The 17,019-nt window shown below is 44.5% G+C and carries 19 protein-coding genes and 1 pseudogene; 1 reads left to right on the top strand and 19 read right to left on the bottom strand.

Annotated elements, in window-relative coordinates; all coding sequences use genetic code 11:
* Positions 1-194 precede the first annotated feature (194 nt).
* Genes AC1U9U_RS10335 through AC1U9U_RS10320 form a run of 4 tightly spaced genes read right to left on the bottom strand, consistent with a single transcriptional unit; the run spans position 195 to position 1,007 of the window.
* Positions 195-332, bottom strand: a complete 138-nt coding sequence (locus tag AC1U9U_RS10335; RefSeq protein WP_479960481.1) for a hypothetical protein — start codon at positions 330-332, stop codon at positions 195-197.
* Positions 322-507, bottom strand: a complete 186-nt coding sequence (locus AC1U9U_RS10330; RefSeq protein WP_479960480.1) for a cell wall-binding repeat-containing protein — start codon at positions 505-507, stop codon at positions 322-324. The genes AC1U9U_RS10335 and AC1U9U_RS10330 overlap by 11 nt, the downstream gene beginning before the upstream one ends.
* A 21-nt stretch (positions 508-528) precedes the next feature.
* Positions 529-903 carry a leucine-rich repeat protein gene (locus AC1U9U_RS10325; RefSeq protein ID WP_479960482.1) on the bottom strand — a complete coding sequence of 125 codons (375 nt, stop codon included), beginning with the start codon at positions 901-903 and terminating at the stop codon, positions 529-531.
* The gene (locus AC1U9U_RS10320; RefSeq protein ID WP_479960479.1) at positions 810-1,007 is read right to left on the bottom strand and encodes a hypothetical protein; all 198 of its coding nucleotides are present in this window, start codon (positions 1,005-1,007) and stop codon (positions 810-812) included. Before AC1U9U_RS10320 ends, AC1U9U_RS10325 begins: the two co-directional genes overlap by 94 nt.
* A gap of 32 nt (positions 1,008-1,039) precedes the next feature.
* Here AC1U9U_RS10320 and AC1U9U_RS10315 point away from each other — a divergent pair, with 32 nt between their 5' ends.
* A complete protein-coding gene (locus tag AC1U9U_RS10315) occupies positions 1,040-1,255 on the top strand; it encodes a hypothetical protein (RefSeq protein ID WP_479960483.1) in 216 nt (71 codons plus the stop codon).
* Here AC1U9U_RS10315 and AC1U9U_RS10310 read toward each other — a convergent pair.
* The 15 genes and pseudogenes from AC1U9U_RS10310 to AC1U9U_RS10240 all read right to left on the bottom strand — a co-directional run.
* Complete coding sequence (locus AC1U9U_RS10310) at positions 1,187-1,453, bottom strand: group II intron maturase-specific domain-containing protein (RefSeq protein ID WP_479960478.1); 267 nt, start codon at positions 1,451-1,453, stop codon at positions 1,187-1,189. The two genes, AC1U9U_RS10315 and AC1U9U_RS10310, sit on opposite strands and share 69 nt — an antisense overlap.
* Positions 1,454-2,081: 628 nt before the next feature.
* A complete protein-coding gene (locus tag AC1U9U_RS10305; RefSeq protein ID WP_479960477.1) occupies positions 2,082-3,056 on the bottom strand; it encodes a hypothetical protein in 975 nt (324 codons plus the stop codon).
* A gap of 425 nt (positions 3,057-3,481) precedes the next feature.
* A complete protein-coding gene (locus AC1U9U_RS10300) occupies positions 3,482-4,765 on the bottom strand; it encodes an IS110 family RNA-guided transposase (protein ID WP_479960476.1) in 1,284 nt (427 codons plus the stop codon).
* A 1,176-nt stretch (positions 4,766-5,941) separates the two neighbouring features.
* The gene (locus AC1U9U_RS10295) at positions 5,942-6,472 is read right to left on the bottom strand and encodes a hypothetical protein (RefSeq protein WP_479960475.1); all 531 of its coding nucleotides are present in this window, start codon (positions 6,470-6,472) and stop codon (positions 5,942-5,944) included.
* A 256-nt stretch (positions 6,473-6,728) separates the two neighbouring features.
* Positions 6,729-8,456: a proline--tRNA ligase gene (locus AC1U9U_RS10290; protein ID WP_479960474.1), complete on the bottom strand. Its 1,728-nt coding sequence runs from the start codon at positions 8,454-8,456 to the stop codon at positions 6,729-6,731.
* The gene (ispG, locus tag AC1U9U_RS10285) at positions 8,457-9,542 is read right to left on the bottom strand and encodes a flavodoxin-dependent (E)-4-hydroxy-3-methylbut-2-enyl-diphosphate synthase (protein ID WP_479960473.1); all 1,086 of its coding nucleotides are present in this window, start codon (positions 9,540-9,542) and stop codon (positions 8,457-8,459) included.
* 58 nt (positions 9,543-9,600) lie between these two features.
* Positions 9,601-10,665 (bottom strand): RIP metalloprotease RseP, encoded by a 1,065-nt coding sequence (rseP, locus tag AC1U9U_RS10280; RefSeq protein ID WP_479960472.1) that lies wholly within the window; start codon positions 10,663-10,665, stop codon positions 9,601-9,603.
* A 94-nt stretch (positions 10,666-10,759) separates the two neighbouring features.
* Positions 10,760-11,899, bottom strand: a pseudogene (locus AC1U9U_RS10275) (1-deoxy-D-xylulose-5-phosphate reductoisomerase).
* 4 nt (positions 11,900-11,903) lie between these two features.
* Positions 11,904-13,010 carry a sporulation integral membrane protein YtvI gene (gene ytvI / locus AC1U9U_RS10270; RefSeq protein ID WP_479960471.1) on the bottom strand — a complete coding sequence of 369 codons (1,107 nt, stop codon included), beginning with the start codon at positions 13,008-13,010 and terminating at the stop codon, positions 11,904-11,906.
* Positions 13,011-13,014: 4 nt separating this feature from the next.
* Positions 13,015-13,797 carry a phosphatidate cytidylyltransferase gene (locus AC1U9U_RS10265; protein ID WP_479960470.1) on the bottom strand — a complete coding sequence of 261 codons (783 nt, stop codon included), beginning with the start codon at positions 13,795-13,797 and terminating at the stop codon, positions 13,015-13,017.
* Between the two features lie 10 nt (positions 13,798-13,807).
* Positions 13,808-14,578 carry an isoprenyl transferase gene (locus AC1U9U_RS10260; protein WP_479960469.1) on the bottom strand — a complete coding sequence of 257 codons (771 nt, stop codon included), beginning with the start codon at positions 14,576-14,578 and terminating at the stop codon, positions 13,808-13,810.
* 78 nt (positions 14,579-14,656) lie between these two features.
* On the bottom strand, positions 14,657-15,214 hold the full coding sequence (frr, locus tag AC1U9U_RS10255; protein ID WP_479960468.1) for a ribosome recycling factor: 558 nt from the start codon (positions 15,212-15,214) through the stop codon (positions 14,657-14,659).
* Positions 15,204-15,935: a UMP kinase gene (pyrH, locus tag AC1U9U_RS10250; protein ID WP_479960467.1), complete on the bottom strand. Its 732-nt coding sequence runs from the start codon at positions 15,933-15,935 to the stop codon at positions 15,204-15,206. The genes frr and pyrH overlap by 11 nt, the downstream gene beginning before the upstream one ends.
* A 91-nt stretch (positions 15,936-16,026) precedes the next feature.
* The gene (tsf, locus tag AC1U9U_RS10245) at positions 16,027-16,680 is read right to left on the bottom strand and encodes a translation elongation factor Ts (RefSeq protein WP_479960466.1); all 654 of its coding nucleotides are present in this window, start codon (positions 16,678-16,680) and stop codon (positions 16,027-16,029) included.
* 149 nt (positions 16,681-16,829) lie between these two features.
* On the bottom strand, positions 16,830-17,019 hold a 190-nt coding region (locus tag AC1U9U_RS10240), incomplete at its 5' end, for a 30S ribosomal protein S2 (protein WP_479960465.1).

The raw sequence follows: 17,019 nt of genomic DNA, 5'->3' as shown, positions 1-17,019 counted from the left end.
GAAAAAAGGGTTGTCGCTTAAGATGATCGCCGAGATCACGGATTTGCCTATCGAGCAAATTGAAGCAATCAGAAATCGCCAACTAAGCTAGAAGGACGGCAAAAGACTCCCCTATGTAGTTCAATTGCTGCATAGGGAGTCTTTTTTGATTAATATATCTTCCCTCCGGTCATTTAGACGAGCCTCGGAAAGAATTATGATTTAATCGACGCGTAATTTCCGAATTCCATTAATTCCTTCACTGCTTCCAGCACAGCCTTGGGTATCGCAGCCGGCCCACCGATGATAATCACCTTTTTAGCACCGAGGACCTGTATTTCCTCAAAAAACATATCCGGCAGACCGCTGGGAGGGGTAAGGAGCAAGGGTACCATGCTGTCCTGCCAAAGGTACGGCGGTTAGAGCGTCTCCCCGGGTGAGGACGACCGTGTCCGCCCCGTCACTGAAGAAAGCTCTGCTGATGGCCGCCGTCGTTTGGTAGCGATCCTGGCCGGAGATGCGGAACAAGGGGCTCCCGCTGTTTTTGTTTCAAGTAGCTTTAAACTTAATATTATTTTCCTTGGCATAGACTTCAGCTTCTGAGCCAGCTTCGCCATATATTGTTAGATTATTGCAACCACGAAACGCATTGGTGCCAATACTTGTAATTGTAAGGCTATCCGGCAGTATAATCGTTGCAAGGTTTATGCAACTATAAAATGCATGGTCTCCCGGACTTTTAACACCATCGGGCACGTCCATCTGTATCAAATCAGCATGAAGGCGAAAGACAAAATAGCCCGGATAGACATAAGTTTGGGAAAGAACTTCTAAGGGTGTGTTAAAGTATTGGTTACCACAGGGTTTTGCAGGGGAATACTCCCCGTTCTCATATCGATTATTGCTGTCCCGAGTTGCATCAATATTAATCCATCTTCCATCAACAAAGGCTTGATTCCACTCATAGGCGAATGCAGTACCATCAGGTATTTATCTTGAATTAATTCTTCAAGACCATCTAATGTCATGTTGGCATATAGACTTGAGATGGCTCCTCCTTATGCAAAGTAAAGGAATGAACTGTTACATCATCCCGAAGAATTATTATCCGACGGAGGAACAGTATGTTACGCATATCTATACGGAAGAAGAATTAAGGGCATTCTTCCGTGAAACCGATAAATGCCATTATGTCAGTGAATGTCCCTCAGCTTGCCACGACATGTCTATGGCAGTTGGTCCATCCTCTGATAACTTGATTAAGCCTTCGGATTAATTCCGATTGACTGGACGCTTTGCTTTCTTTCAGAATGATGGTAGCATATTTCCTTATCAGGGTTTTGATGGAGTTCTTGGAGGGCTTGACTATTAATTTTCCTTTGAACTTTTGAAATGTCCAGCCGAGAAAGTCGAAGCCGTCATCTTCCAGAAATGGTGAATAAATGCTTGAGCCGTATGAGCGGGAAACTCTCACGTACGGTTCTTAGACGTGGGAAAGGGAGCAATCCCTTTTCTTTAGTCGATTATACAAGCCGGGGATTCCATTAAAAGCTAGTTGGCACAGGAATGACCCAGAGTATGTAGAGAGTCGCTCGCTGTATTGACAATGGACCAATGGAAGGACTCTGGGGCATCATTAAGCGAGAAATGTATTATGGAAGAAAGTACCGTGACCGCGAAACATTAGTGAATGCCATAAGGCAATGCTGACCGCATAAGAAAAACCGCTACCCTTTATATGAGGTGACAGTCATCACAATTCTTTATTATTTCCTCTGTCCACTTGACGGGGAGCACACCATTAACGAACTCATCTGTCCGTTTTGCAACAGCCCCTTGAGCTACCATGTACCCTGGTCAGTCCAAAGGCATAGTCTAAAAGGTACCCATTTATGGATACCTCCTTAAACCTGCGCGGTTGTTGTATGTTAAACTTCTCCACGTGCCTAAATAGCGATTTGACTGCTTGTTTAAATTCTTGAACCTCTACAAACAATTTCCCGCTTCTTCTCTCATGCTAATTGCTGATAAATAAGATACTCGAGAGAGTGGGTTTTATTTCCCTTTGTTTATGGCCATTCGTGCGGGCTTTTCGTGACTTGTTACGTTGTTTTTATCATGTCCGTTAACACTTGATAATCCGTCAGATCATATCGTTTCACTTGATTATCCATTTCTAAGACCAATACAGCATCGAATAAGGAATCTTTAAGTTCCTCCAGAATTTCCAGTGAAAGGCGTTCCGAAGTTGCAGGATGAGCTGCCCCCACAAGGGGATCGATTCTATAGCTGATCGTTAAAGTTGTTCGATTGCCTTCCCGCCCAGTTCCATAACTACCCTTCTCCATAAACATTTTGTCCTCCACCAGCTTCTGAAGCCTTTCCTTCGGCTCGATTCTGATTTTGCCATCCGCTAATGATTCACTGAGAGCCCCGTTATACGATAAATTCTCAAAAGTAAACATATAATTGATTTGTTTAGGCGGTTCCTCTCCAACAGCAATCGTATAACTACCAGCGTCCGACACATCCGCACGTACCGAGACGAGTTTAAGAGGATGAATGATTCCGTTCAATGAAATATAGAGAGTCATAACAGCCATGATGCAAAGGGTAACTATTTTAGCTAAAGGATAACGCCGTACCGGAACACTATCCGTTATCTCACCTTTGCCCACTGAGCTCAATAAAGTATACCCGCAGGCTGCTCCGGCTAAGACTGTTCCCAGCAGATTAAACTTAGAATATATCCTGAAAATGAGTTGAACTAGCTCACCTGTTTTGAAATAGAAAACCAAGGCCCCTGAAATACAAATCAAAAGGGCCGGAATTCCGATCACCAGGAATCTAAGCCAATCGAACTGCACTTTTCCCGGCTTTCGCAGCATGGTTACAAATCCGGGTAAACCAAGATAGACTCCAAACACCGTTGCAAAGAGAGCCGCAAACCTGATGGGCGGCGTCAGATCAAAGCTTCTGCCTGCCGTCAACCGCAACTGTTCATAGTAATGAGTGCCCAGATAAATGAAGAGCAGGAGTCCTATCCCATAAAGCAAGTAAGTTATAAACCGTTTCATGTCACCCCTCCCTATAATATCTTATGATTTTCTTTGAATCTCTCGCTTTTTCATAGAATTCCTAACTAACCAAACTAGCTCACCACGGATAGAATTCGCATAGAGTGCCTAATTCAGAGAATTCGGGTATAGCAAAGCAAACGTCTGCTATTTGGCATATGTTGGCCGTTGTAAACCCATGATTCTCACGGTGGTAAACCTCCCATGTCTAACAGGGTCAAGATTATAAACCTGCCCTAAATTCCCTCGTTCCACCTATCCATGATTGGGTGTCAGTTATGCTCCTCGACCGAGTCTTTGCTCTAATGGTGAAATATGTGACTGACTACCAGCTCTTTTGTCTTGCTAGGTTACCTGGATTGTTCGCTTCTGTGGTGACGCTTTACCCACAGACCGCTTGTTTTATGGTTTCGCTGCTAATCCTGTTACGCTGCTAGATACTCAACTGGACGATGAATATCTTGAATTAGCTTTTTCGGATCGTAGTCTGTGCCCTTTGTTAATAGGGCATAGAACACTCGAATTAGTTTACAGCTTAAGGCAATTAACGATTGTTTCTTCTTCAGAGGATTCTTGGTCCTTGTCGTATAGTAGTTGTGTATCTCTGCAAACTCTGCGTTTTTGGCAACTAGCGGCATCACTGCCTGAAATAGAATAGCCCTCAGTCGCGCTCGACCTCGCTTGCTGATTGTGGTCTGTCCTTTGTGCTTACCTGAGCTACTCTCTCGCAAGGCCAACCCTGCAAGCTTTTGGATTTGCTTTGGAGAATTAAAGCGTCTAATATCTCCAACTTCGGAGAGGAAACCTGCCACGGTAACAAGGCCAACACCTTTAATTTCAAGTAACTTTGCCACTTCGGGTATCTGACGGCACAACCCATCGATGGTTTCAGTGACTGCCTCATATTGTGCCGTTTTAGTGTGATAATCTTGGAGTAATAGCTGGATTTCCATTCGAGAACAAAACTCTCCTTCGGTGCAACCAATGCTCTTCTGAGCAGCTTCATACAGGCTCTTAGCCCTTTTCATTCCGACTGCTCTCAATTTGTTGTCTCTCCAAATTCGGTTTATTCCTTCTACTCCAAGCCTTTCAATGTCCCTTGGTAGCGGAGCAACTTGTAACACCAGCATGCTACTCGTGGCATCAAACTTTCCAAACACCGTTTCATGCTCGGGAAAGTATATTTTTAGCCACCGCTGAACACGATTTTTTATACTGTTCATTTCCTTTTGAATGCGCATCCTGCAAGCCATCGCTATTCGCAGTTCCGCATAGATCCCCTCCGGGATATAGGGCTCATTGTATCTGCCCTCGATGACCAGCTTAGCAATTGTTTTGGGGTCCTTAGCATCCGTTTTGCTGGGGTGGTTGTCATCAAGCTCCTTACTACGCTTTACATGGAATGGGTTTACGAGGACTAGCTTAATGCTTTGCTCTTTTAGGTATGATGCCAAGCCGAACCAGTAATGGCCGGTTGGCTCTGCGCCTACCACTATGCAGTCCTTTTGTGCCTGCCTTTTTAAGCGTTCAATCCATGCATAAAAATCCTTGAATCCTTCAGCGCTGTTTTCAAACTTAAATACCTTGCCCAGCTCGACTCCTCGCCAGTCGAAAGCCCTGGCGTAATGAAGCTCGCTAGCGATGTCCACTCCGATGACAATACTTCTTTCGGAAAGTTGCTTTAGTTTCTCGTTTTGTGTAAAATTCATTTGGGATGACCTCCGTTATTTTGATTGGATTCTGTTGGCCAACAGTCCTTTCAAATTGTAACGTGAGGTCTTCTTTTTGACAAAGCTCATTTTTTCTTACTACAGGAATGCTCCTCTATACAAGAATAATAGCACTACATAGAGTTTTCGACAGCTTCCTTCTATTCCCTTTCTAAATAAACTATTGAGCAATCTGTCGGCCACCGTCTACAAAAAAATGAGATATCACGCTCAATCCCAGAGGCGAAAACAGCGGGGAACACAGTTGTAAGAAAACCGACCGTGATAACGTGCCCGCCAATTTAATGCCATCGATTTTGGATGGTACGACCCCGCGAAGAAAGGTTGACCGATGGGAGGTCCTTCCACAAACACTGTTGCGGTAGAATGAAAAGAAAGAAACGATGGTGGGCAAGAGGGGCAAGAATTACTTAAAAAACACTCTATCAATTATATAGGAAACAATAAGCATAATACCTGCTGCTAAAAATGCTTTTATTATTCTTGCGGGAGTGAGATCATCCCCATAAATTAATAATAGAATAAAATAAAGAAAAAATCTTAATAAGTTTCTCCTAAATGATCCCAATCCGTTTGTTTCTTTTAAAAAAACCGATAAAGTTCGAGAATTTTATAACACTTCTCCTTTGTCAGCCATACCTAATATCGATGGGTCCTTCCGTTATGGTTCTGAACGCTTGATTTTCCTCTTTCTTTTTCTCATCCGAATATTAATTCGAATTATGTGAATATCTCTTCAGAAAAAGATATAATTAAACCAATCCATCCTTCTATTTTTCGGGGGTACTTTAGGTTCGTAAATGGTAACCAGACTCGTGGGTTGAACCGCGAGGAAAGCAATTGTAGCTACCTCTATATTCGGCTCCTACAAGCGTTACATTTTCATAGCGGGTGCCCATTTGATTGCAATCCATAAGCTCCAGACAAAAACTACAAAGATAAGCGTGATTATCTGGGAAACAGATTTAAGCTTTCCTATCTACCATGTCTAGACTCTCGTTTTGCATGTCTAAAATCTCTGTTTAGTTCCACCATATGATTATTTAGACAAATAATGGCGAATCTCCTGCTCAATGGAAAATACAACCGGGAATATCCTTTTAGGAGCTATTCCCGGTTTGTAAAATATTATTTCGCTATATTTTTTAATAACAGCTATTTTGCAAGCTTGAGCGCCTTTTGTATGATACCTGAATTCACGGAAAGATCGTCTATTATCACTTTTTGTCCCTTCGGGCCAGTCAGCCACTCTTTAAATGTTACGCAATAAAATCCTGGAATTCCCATTTCATTGGCCGTAAGTTCCATAGCACCAGGTATTGGTTGATTTGGTGAATAAACTACCTCCAACTCTTGATGCCAAGTCCATCCTGCTTGCTCACCAGATAAATACTGCCATAATTTAGCCCTTTGCCAAGCACCGGGAAGGGGGATGTTGCCCGTTAGCATTGGATCAAAAAGCTTATCCCACTTTCTTTCCAAAAAGATGACATCGGTTGCTTTGGGGTCCCATGAAACCGCCGGTTGGTTATGAAAAAAAGCCTCCCAATTGTCCAAAGTCCCTTTAAACATTCTTCCTTGTGGATTATAGCCGTAATCATCAAATGCAGCAAACGCTCCTAAGGGAATAGATAAAAATATCATTACGAGTAAAACCAATGGAATAAATCTTTTTTTGCCCCGCATATGATCCCTCCTTTAATTTTCTTTTAATACCATTTAATGTTATGAATTCGTTACAAAACAACTAATTCCTCCTTGAAATTGGTAATCACGCAAAAAGTTTTAGAGTTTCTTTAGTATAAGCAAGAGCAGGTCTCCCATATGTATGGAAGACCTGCTCTTGCTTATTTATATTAACACTATCGTCAGACAATCTTCATAAACTCACGAATTGGTTTGGTAGGAAATCACCGCTCGTATTATGTCATGCTATCGCTCTTTACTTAACGCCTAATGCCTCCCGAATAATTCCTTGCACCCGGGCGGCTAACTCTTCAACTTTGACAAGTTGCATTTCCCCGGTCTTACGATCACGGAGCTCAACTTCGCCATTGGCAAGAGTTTTGCTGCCTACGGTGACACGGAGGGGGTAGCCCACCAGATCAGCATCCTTGAACTTCACACCGGTACGCTCATCCCGATCATCCAGAACAACTTCCACCCCAAGTTTCTGGAGCTCTTCGTAGAGCTTGTCCCCGGTTTCCCGGACTTGCTCGTCCTTCATGCTGACGGGAACAACAATCACATGGTAAGGTGCGATCGGGATCGGCCAGATAATCCCGTCTTTATCGTAGTTTTGCTCGATGGCTGCGGCAATGGTACGGCTGACCCCGATACCATAGCAGCCCATGACACAAGGGTGTTCAGCACCATTTTCATCGAGGTACACGGCGTTGAGGGCTTTAGAGTACTTTGTACCCAGTTTAAAGACTTGCCCCACCTCAATTCCCCGAGCTTCTTTAAGAGCACCGCCGCATTTGGGGCAGGCTTCCCCGACTTCGATCATGCGCAGGTCAAGCACTTTATCGATACGGAAATCCTTCTCCGGTACAACGTCAACATAATGCTTGTCCTCAGCATTAGCACCGCAAACTGCCTTGGCCATCAAAGGAACTTCCAAATCGGCAACAACCATAAGGTCCTTAGGGGTACCGATGGGACCCACAAAGCCCGGTTCACAGCCCAGTTTTTCCCGAACAATCTCAGGGCCGGCCAGTTGCAGGTTAATGAAGGGTCCTAAGGCATTATTGACTTTGATTTCATTGATTTCCCGGTCACCGCGCACGAGGATGAGGAAGAGTTTGTCATCTCCTTGATAAAGGAGAGATTTGACCAGTTCGTTTTTATTAACCTTCAAGAACTCGGCTACCTGCTCGATGGTTTTCGTTTCCGGAGTATCCACACTGCGATAAGCACCTGTAGGAGCCTGACCGGCCACGGGATAGGGCTTGCATTCTGCTTTTTCCACATTAGCCGCATAATCGCAATCGGGACAATAGACCACTGCTGCCTCTCCGGACTCAGCCAAGACCATAAATTCATGAGTACCGCCGGTACCACCGATGGCTCCGGCGTCAGCTTCCACAGGGCGGAAGGTTAGGCCGCAGCGAGTAAAGACTCGGGTATAGGCATCATACATTTTCTTATAGCTTTCCGCTAAGCCTGCCTCATCCCGGTCAAAGGAGTATAAATCCTTCATGACAAACTCCCGGCCACGCATCAAGCCGAAGCGGGGACGCCGCTCATCCCGGTATTTATTCTGAATTTGATACAAAAGCAAGGGCAATTGCTTATAAGAACGAACTTCTCCCCGGACCAGATCGGTTATGATCTCTTCATGGGTAGGTCCGAGGCAAAATTCGCGATTATGACGATCGTTGAAACGAATCAGTTCCGGACCGTAAACATCCCAGCGGCCTGTTTCCCGCCAAAGCTCGGCAGGCTGAATAATGGGAAGCAGTACCTCTTGTCCGCCTTTGGCGTCCATTTCCTCTCTAACGATTTGCTCAATTTTACGCAAAACCCGTAAACCAAGAGGTAAATAGGTATATACTCCAGAAGCAGCCTTACGGATAAGCCCTGCCCTAACCATTAATTGATGACTTACAACCTCCGCCTCGGCAGGAACCTCCCGCAAGGTCGGATTGAGGATTTGACTTACTCGCATTTAACGTTCTTCCTTTCCATATTCTTTCACGTAATTTTCTATTTCTGTTAGTAAAGCGGGCAGGAGTTCCTCCTCAGCTAAACGGGCAACTATTTCTCCTTTTTTAAAGAGCAGCCCCATGCCTTTCCCGCCGGCAATCCCAAAATCCGCCTCCCGGGCTTCCCCGGGGCCATTGACAGCACAGCCCATCACCGCAACTTTCAAGGGGCGGTCCAAGGGCGGCAGTTGGGAGAGCTTGTCCTCAACCTTCTCAGCTAAATCTGCCAAATTAACCTGAGTGCGGCCACAAGTAGGACAGCTAATCAGCTCCACGCCCCGATTTCTTAAGCCAAGAACTTTAAGGATTTCCAAGGCCACAGGAATTTCCTGGACCGGATCTCCGGTTAGAGAAACTCGTAAGGTATCACCGATACCTTCGGCTAAAAGGCTGCCGATTCCCACCGCAGACTTAATAACTCCCGAACGTACGGTTCCGGCTTCAGTTACCCCTACATGAAGGGGATAATCCACCGTATCCGACATTCGGCGATAAGCCTCTAACATCAGTGGCACATGGGAGGCTTTTAGGGATATCTTTATTTTGTCATAACCCTCTTCCTCCAGCAAGCGAATATGGCCTAAGGCACTTTCCACCATGCCTTCAGCTGTTACCCCCTGATATTTTTCCAAGATCTCCTTTTCCAGGGAACCGGCATTCACTCCGATTCGGATCGGAATCTCTCTTTCTTTGCAAGCCCGGACGACCTCCTGCACCTTCCAACGGGCACCGATATTGCCGGGGTTTAACCTTAAAGCATGTACACCCTGTTCGATGGCCATTAATGCCAGTTGGTAATCAAAGTGAATGTCGGCGATCACCGGCAGCTTACTTTTTTGGGCGATCTCCTTAAGAGCAGAGGCTGCGTCACGATCCAGCACCGCCAGACGCACCACCTCACACCCCGCCTGGGCTAAGGCCTCGATCTGGGCTAAGGTCTTTGGTATATCTCGGGTATCAGTATTAGTCATGGATTGGACGACGATGGGGGCCCCTCCTCCGATGGTAACATCGCCAATCTTCACCGCTTTTCTCATCTTTCGCTCCACATTATGGCCTCCTTAGCTTTTCAACCCCCATTGAAGGTTAGTCGGGTCCATGCCGGGCTTAGCCTTCACCGGAAAAGAGCTTAATAATATCCTTATAGGTAACGGCAAGCATTAAGCACATCAGGAAAACGAATCCTAAGAAGTGAATAAAGTTCTGCCGCTCGGGATTCATCGGCTTCCCTCTAAGTCCTTCGATCAATAAAAAGACGAGATGGCTGCCATCAAGGGCCGGTATCGGGAAAAGGTTAAGAAGCCCCAGCTGGATACTTAAGATCCCGATAAAGCCTAAATAATTCTCCCACCCCGATTCAGCACTTTGATCAATAGCTTGAACAATGGCTACCGGCCCTCCCAGCTCGGCCTTCGTTTCACCGGTGATCATTTGGGCCAAGGTGACTAAGACTAAGCGAGTAAAATTAACGGTTTGCTGGAAGCCGTATTTGGCCGCTTCCAGCAGCGTGGTTTTTTCATAAGTTACTACGGGGCTAATCCCCACCAAACCTTTTCCTGTGGCAGGGTCGACTTGTGTCTTTATCGTTAAAGCCCTTTGGATTCCCTCATGTTCAACTACCAGCACAATGTCCTGTTCCGGCATGGTATGGATGGATTTAGTTAAGTCATTCCAGGTAGGTGTCTCCACTCCGTTGACTGAGATCACCTTGTCTCCCGGTTGAATTCCTGCCGTCTGGGCAGGCATACCTTCGATTAAAGAGCCCACCGCATTGGTATCGCTTGCTGTGGCAATGCCGAAATAAGCAAATACGATCATAAAAAGGAAAATTGCCAAAACTAAATTCATAATGGGCCCCGCAGCAATAACCGACATTCGCTGCCAAACCTTTTTGTTGCTAAAACTCCTGGGATCGTTAGAAGGGGCTATGGTTTGATTGCCATTCTCATCGATCTCCGCATCCATTCCATACATTTTCACGAAACCGCCTAAAGGAACAAGACGCAAGGAGTAATTCGTCTCTTTCCCTTTAAAGCCGATAATCTTTGGTCCAAAACCAAAAGCAAACTCTAATACCTTTATGCCGTTTAAACGAGCCACGATAAAGTGTCCCAACTCATGGATCATTACCAAGAGACCAAAGGCAAAAATGACCGCTAAAGCACTTGTCAAGCCAAACCCTCCCCAATCCTTCCGACTTTCTACCCCAGAATAAGATTTTTCAGTTTACCCGTGATGCTACTCATGCGGCACGGAAGTCCGTTACCTAAATTAGTTCTTCTGTACGAATACGCGCCCAATAATCCGCATTAAGTATAGTTTCCAAATCAGAAGCATCTAACACATCATGCTCCAGGCAGACCTTTTCCACAAGACGGATTATCTCAAGGTAGGATATTCGATGGGCTAAGAAGGCATGAACTGCAACCTCATTTGCTGCGTTCATGACCGTCGGTAAAGTGCCGCCCCGGCGACCACAAGTATAAGCTAGTTTTAAAGCTGGGAAATCGAATTCTCCAGGATCAAAAAAGGTTAAGGTCTTTCCTCTTAAATCAAGACGTTCAAAGGGGTTAGGCCAACGGGTTGGATAGCTTAAAGCATATTGAATAGGTAAGCGCATATCCGGTCTTCCCAATTGAGCCAAAATACTGCCATCACAGTATTGCACCATAGAATGAATGATACTCTGAGGATGAATTAATACATCGATCTGGTCGTAACCCATATTAAAAAGATGATGGGCTTCAATAACTTCTAAACCTTTGTTCATCATTGTCGCCGAATCAATGGTAATCTTGGCTCCCATGGCCCAGTTAGGGTGCTTCAAGGCAGATTCAGGAGTTACCTCCTTTAATTGCTATGCCGACCAACCTCGAAAAGGACCCCCGGAAGCAGTGAGAATAATCTTCTCAAGGGTATCCGGCCCTTCTTCCAAGCACTGAAATATCGCTGAATGCTCACTATCCACCGGGAGAATCTGCCGCTTGAATTTTTGGGCAGTCTCCATAACTAACTTTCCACCGGAAACTAAAGTCTCTTTATTAGCCAGAGCGATATCTTTACCGGCCTGTAAAGCTGCTAAAGTAGGCTCCAGACCAATGCGACCGCTAATGGCTGTGACAACCGTATCCGGTATTTCATCTGTGACCATATCCAGAAGACCTTCCATACCATGTACAACACGGATATTGAGATCCGCCACTCGCTGTTTTAGTTCCAGGGCCGCTTTTTCATCCATTAGACCTATAACTTTTGGCTTAAATTCACGAGCTTGAAGTTCAAGTTCCTTTACATTCTTCCCAGCTGCCAGCCCAAAGATTTCAAATTGCTGTGGATTCTGGCGCACAACATCTAAGGTCTGCGTACCAATAGACCCCGTAGAGCCTAAAATTGTCAATTTCTTCACACGATCACTCCTTAGGGACTCTGAAGGCACCTGCTTTACGTAAGGCCTCATAAATAATCACTAGCCCGGGTCCCAAGATCAAACCAAAACCACCGAATAGTTTTAAACCCACATACATGGAGATAAGAGTCGCTAAGGGATGTATCCCAATACTTTCGGACATAATTTTGGGTTCCACCACTTGGCGGATCACCAAGGCAATGACATAGATTACTAAGAGTTTAATACCCTCGGTAACTGATCCTAAAATAAATAGACCAACAATCCAGGGGACAAAAATCATCCCTGTACCAACAATGGGCAATAAGTCCAAAAAAGCGGAAATAAAACCAATGGTAAAGGCATAGGGATTACCCAGCCACAATAAGCCTATGGTTAAAATAAATCCGGTGATTGAGACTAAGATAGCTTCAGCTCTTATAAATCCGATTATGGCCGAACCCAGATCACGACCTACCGACTGGGCGCTGGACTTCCATTTCTGAGGGAGTAAGCTGTTAGCGAAGCTCTTAACCCCCGGATAGCTGGCACTCATAAAAAAGGTAGCCACAATGGATATTATCAAGACAATAAATACACCCGGGAGAGCGGAAATAAAACCGAGGAGAAATTTACTGCCGGATAGCGCCCAGCCCTGCAGGGAATTTATGATGCCTTGAGTAGCCGTCGTAAGAGTTACTTGGATTTCGGGATTAAGTTGAATAAAGTTCTCGACAGTATCGAGAATATTATTAAAGATACTCATCAGATAGCCATAGCTGGGGAAGGAAATAGCGAGGTCGGAAAGCTCGGTATACAACCGGGCTATGATTAAAAAAATGATACTGCCGATACCGAGAATAACTATAATCAATGATAGCAAAGTCGCAATAGGTCTGCGAACATTTAAGCTTCCCATCAACTTTTTTACCAAAGGTTCAAGCAGAAGAGCAATAAAAAAAGCGATGAAAAAAGGTAAAAATGCCGAAAGCAGCTTGCTTAGAACCTGACTGAAGACCGGCATAAACTCCCGAAAAAAATATGTAAATGCTTTAAGTAAAACCAGAACAAAAGTAATAACAACCAGACGATTAATATTATCTTTTAACTTCTGTTCCACCTGGATATTCAAATGATCACCCCACCAATATTACCCAATAATACATAATAGGAATCGCAAATAAAAGGCTATCAAAGCGGTCAAGAATACCCCCATGTCCTGGAATAAGGTTCCCCGAATCTTTAATATTTACACTTCGCTTGAGAGCTGATTCAAAAAGATCCCCGATCTGAGCAATAATGCCAATGATTAAACTTATACCAAAATAAGCCGGCAATGGGGCCCCGTCGAATATTCTCCAGGCTAAGATGCCGCTAAGAACACAAAAGGTAAGTCCTCCTAAAGACCCCTCGATAGTCTTCTTAGGACTAATCCGGGGAGCCAGCAAGTGCTTTCCCATGAGTCTCCCTATAAGGTATGCAAAGGTATCTGTTGTCCATACCAAAATAAAGGTAAGAAATGCCCAGTTCATACCATCGGGCAATCCACGAATGAGATAAAGATGTGACAACATAACCACTGTATAAAGGGGGGCAAAGCAATTAAACCCAACCTCACCGAAGTGAATTCTTGGGTATCCTAAAGCCATTTTTCCCAAACCATATAAAAGCCAAGCGATAAACAATGGCAATAACCATTGCATTTTACCTTGAAAAATTAGTACAAGCCAAGCTAAAGAGAAAACCCCGCTGCTTAAGTACCAAGGCTTAATTCGCATATTCTCTCCGATAGCCATAATCTCTTTCAGTGCCAGGAGGGAAAGAACGGTCACCAGCAATGCTGTGTACGGTCCACCCAAATAGGTTAGGCCCAGTATTATTGGCACAAAAACCATTGCACTTAGTGTTCTAGTCAGCATATGCCTCTCCTTACTGTTTACTTAGCCCTCCGAAGCGGCGTTCTCGCTTCTGATAATCAATAATGGCCGCTGTAAGTTTATCCTGATCAAAATCAGGCCATAAGCAATCTGTGACAACAATCTCAGTGTAAGCAATTTGCCAAAGTAAAAAGTTGCTTATGCGCATTTCACCGGAAGTTCTAATTAATAAATCGGGATCAGGCAAACCTGCAGTGAATAAATTAGCCGAGATAGTTTCACCCGTAATTTCTTCCGGTGTTAATTTTCCTTGGCGAATCTCCTCGCTTATAAGTTGCACGGCGGAGATAAGTTCAGCCCGTCCCCCGTAATTTAAGGCTAAATTAAGAATAAGTCCGGTGTTTTTTTCAGTCTTTCTAATCGAGTGCATTAATTCCTTTTGAGCCTCGCTAGGAAGCTGGTCCATATTACCGATCATCCGAATTCGCACCTGATTCTCATGAAGCTCGTCGAGCTCACGTCGTAAATAATCAGTTAATAAATTCATTAAAATATTGACTTCATCTTTAGGTCTACTCCAGTTTTCAGTAGAAAAGGCATATACTGTTAATACTTCTATACCAAGATTGGAGCACATTTTAACGACATCACGCAGCGCTTCTACTCCGGCTTTATGACCGAGGGAGCGAGGCAGACCGCGCTTTTGTGCCCAACGACCGTTTCCATCCATGATTATGGCGATATGTCGTGGCAACCCGTGTTTGTCGATCTCATCCGATAAAGATCCGCTTTTTTCTTTCTTTTTCCAAAATCTATGCCACATTTCCACACCTCCAATGGAGACCTAAAAAGAAGGGTAAAGACCCCCTTAAGTCTAAAGGGGGTCAAGATCAAAAAGTAATCAAACTTCCATGATTTCCTTTTCCTTCATGTCCATAACTCGATCAATTTCCTTAACAAACTTATCCGTCATCTTTTGTACATCATCTTGAGCTCTTTTAATCTCATCCTCTGATGCTGTATGATCTTTTTCGAGTTTTTTCAAGCTATCATTGGTGTCTCGCCGAATATTACGAACAGCAACCCGTGATTCTTCTGCTTTTTTCTTAACCGTTTTCACGATCTCTGTTCTGCGCTCGGCCGTCAACTGGGGAATAATTAAACGAATGACAGTTCCATCACTGGAAGGATTTAAACCAAGATCGGATTTTAAGATGGCTTTTTCGATCATGGGCAAACTTGATTTATCCCAGGGCTGAATAGTTAACATACGAGGTTCCGGCACTGAAATATTGGCCAGCTGATTGACAGGGGTTTGAGTACCGTAGTACTCCACGGTAATCTTATCCAGCATATTGGGATTGGCGCGACCCGCACGAATGGTGGAATACTCTCGCTTAAGGGCATCAATTGCCTTGACCATCCGGTCTTCAGCATCTTTAAGTACCTCAGAAATCATTTTTATCCCTCCCTACATAAGTACCAATGGATTCACCCATTACCGCTTTTAGGATATTACCCTTCTTATTTAAGTCGAATACGATTAGAGGAATGTTATTATCCATGCATAGTGAAGCTGCTGTGGAGTCCATAACCCCTAGGCCCTGACTTAGTACTTCCAAATAGCTAAGTTTAGCGTACTTCTTAGCCCCAGGATTCTTCAACGGGTCGCTATCATAGACGCCATCTACCCGTTTGGCCATTAGGATGGCTTCGGCCTCAATTTCTGCGGCCCGTAGTGCTGCTGTAGTGTCTGTGGAGAAATAAGGATTTCCCGTCCCGGCTGCAAAAATGACGATACGCCCTTTTTCCAGATGGCGAATAGCTCGTCTCCGAATATAGGGTTCTGCTACTTGTCTCATATCAATGGCAGATAATACCCGAGTCGCCACGCCGGTTTTTTCCAAAGAATCTTGCAGTGCCAAGGCATTCATCACCGTTGCCAACATCCCCATATAATCTGCATTGGCTCGGTCCATGCCCTGTTTGCTTCCTGCGATTCCTCTCCAGATGTTTCCACCACCAACCACTAAGGCTACTTCTACTCCAAGTTTTTGAACCTCAGCAACTTGTTCTGCAACGCTGACAAGCATGTCGTGAGCAATTCCAAAGCCCTGATTCCCGGCAAGTGCTTCTCCGCTTAGTTTTAAGATCACCCGGCGATATCGCGGTGTTTCCATTGCTGACCTCCAAAAATATATTTCTACATAATCGAAAATAATCCTCTTCGATTCCAAAAAGAGAACACCTAAGTGTCCTCTAATTTTAATCTTAGCGGTTCATTTCCTTCATGACCTCAGCTGCGAAATCATCTTGACGCTTCTCTAGCCCTTCACCCATCTCATAACGGGTAAAACGGCGAATAACAATCCGCTCTCCGATCTTAGAAGTTTTCTCAAGCACTAAGTCATTAATGGTCATATCCGGATCTTTTACAAATTCTTGCTCAAGCAAACATACTTCTTTGTAAAATTTTGAAATTCTGCCTTCTACCATCTTATCAATAATTTTTTCCGGTTTTCCTTCGTTAAGAGCCTGTGCTTTAAGAATATTCTTTTCATGTTCCAAAACATCCTCGGGAACATCAGCCTTAGAGAGATATTGTGGTTTAGCCGCCGCAATTTGCAAGGCGATATCTCTGGCAAATTGTTTAAACTCATCAGTCTTAGCTACAAAGTCAGTTTCACAGTTAACTTCCAGCAAAACGCCGATTCTTCCACCGCCATGAATATAGGATTCAACAATTCCCTCTGCTGCAATACGGCCTTCTTTTTTAGCAGCGGCAGCAAGGCCTTTTTCCCGCAGAAGATCGACGGCTTTATCCATATCACCACCGACTTCATTGAGTGCCTTTTTGCAATCCATCATCCCCGCTCCGGTACGCTCGCGAAGCTCTTTTACTTGAGCTGCAGTAATTTCTGCCATAGTAAAACCCTCCAAATCTATGTAGATACTTTTTTCCTTAATCTGACCCTATTACAGAAAAAGGAGCAGGATGAGCATCCGGGAAGCTTAACCAACCCTTCTTCACCCTGCCCCTCTACTTAATCACCTTTAACCCGTATGGGGGATAATTATTCAGCAACTACTTCTTCCGCAGCCTCTTCAGCCTCTTCGGCTTCGTCAGCGCTTCCCTGTTGTCCCTCAATAATCGCATCAGCAATACGAGCTGTTAAAAGTTTAACTGCACGAATAGCATCATCGTTTGCAGGAATAACCACATCAATTTCATCAGGGTCACAGTTAGTATCCACAATTCCGATG

It is taken from the genome of Desulfitobacterium sp. (genome assembly GCF_982384815.1).
The sequence above is the reverse complement of the archived record's forward strand: the minus strand, read 5'-3'. Positions and strand labels throughout refer to the sequence as shown.

Excerpts from the sequence above, each read along its gene's own strand:
- frr (WP_479960468.1), bottom strand. The coding sequence starts at position 15,214 with ATGATTTCTGAGGTACTTAAAGATGCTGAAGACCGGATGGTCAAGGCA.
- AC1U9U_RS10320 (WP_479960479.1), bottom strand. The coding sequence starts at position 1,007 with ATGACATTAGATGGTCTTGAAGAATTAATTCAAGATAAATACCTGATG.
- AC1U9U_RS10335 (WP_479960481.1), bottom strand. The coding sequence starts at position 332 with ATGTTTTTTGAGGAAATACAGGTCCTCGGTGCTAAAAAGGTGATTATC.
- AC1U9U_RS10265 (WP_479960470.1), bottom strand. The coding sequence starts at position 13,797 with ATGCTGACTAGAACACTAAGTGCAATGGTTTTTGTGCCAATAATACTG.
- AC1U9U_RS10300 (WP_479960476.1), bottom strand. The coding sequence starts at position 4,765 with ATGAATTTTACACAAAACGAGAAACTAAAGCAACTTTCCGAAAGAAGT.
- tsf (WP_479960466.1), bottom strand. The coding sequence starts at position 16,680 with ATGGCAGAAATTACTGCAGCTCAAGTAAAAGAGCTTCGCGAGCGTACC.
- AC1U9U_RS10290 (WP_479960474.1), bottom strand. The coding sequence starts at position 8,456 with ATGCGAGTAAGTCAAATCCTCAATCCGACCTTGCGGGAGGTTCCTGCC.
- AC1U9U_RS10295 (WP_479960475.1), bottom strand. The coding sequence starts at position 6,472 with ATGCGGGGCAAAAAAAGATTTATTCCATTGGTTTTACTCGTAATGATA.
- pyrH (WP_479960467.1), bottom strand. The coding sequence starts at position 15,935 with ATGGAAACACCGCGATATCGCCGGGTGATCTTAAAACTAAGCGGAGAA.
- AC1U9U_RS10305 (WP_479960477.1), bottom strand. The coding sequence starts at position 3,056 with ATGAAACGGTTTATAACTTACTTGCTTTATGGGATAGGACTCCTGCTC.
- AC1U9U_RS10315 (WP_479960483.1), top strand. The coding sequence starts at position 1,040 with ATGCAAAGTAAAGGAATGAACTGTTACATCATCCCGAAGAATTATTAT.
- AC1U9U_RS10260 (WP_479960469.1), bottom strand. The coding sequence starts at position 14,578 with ATGTGGCATAGATTTTGGAAAAAGAAAGAAAAAAGCGGATCTTTATCG.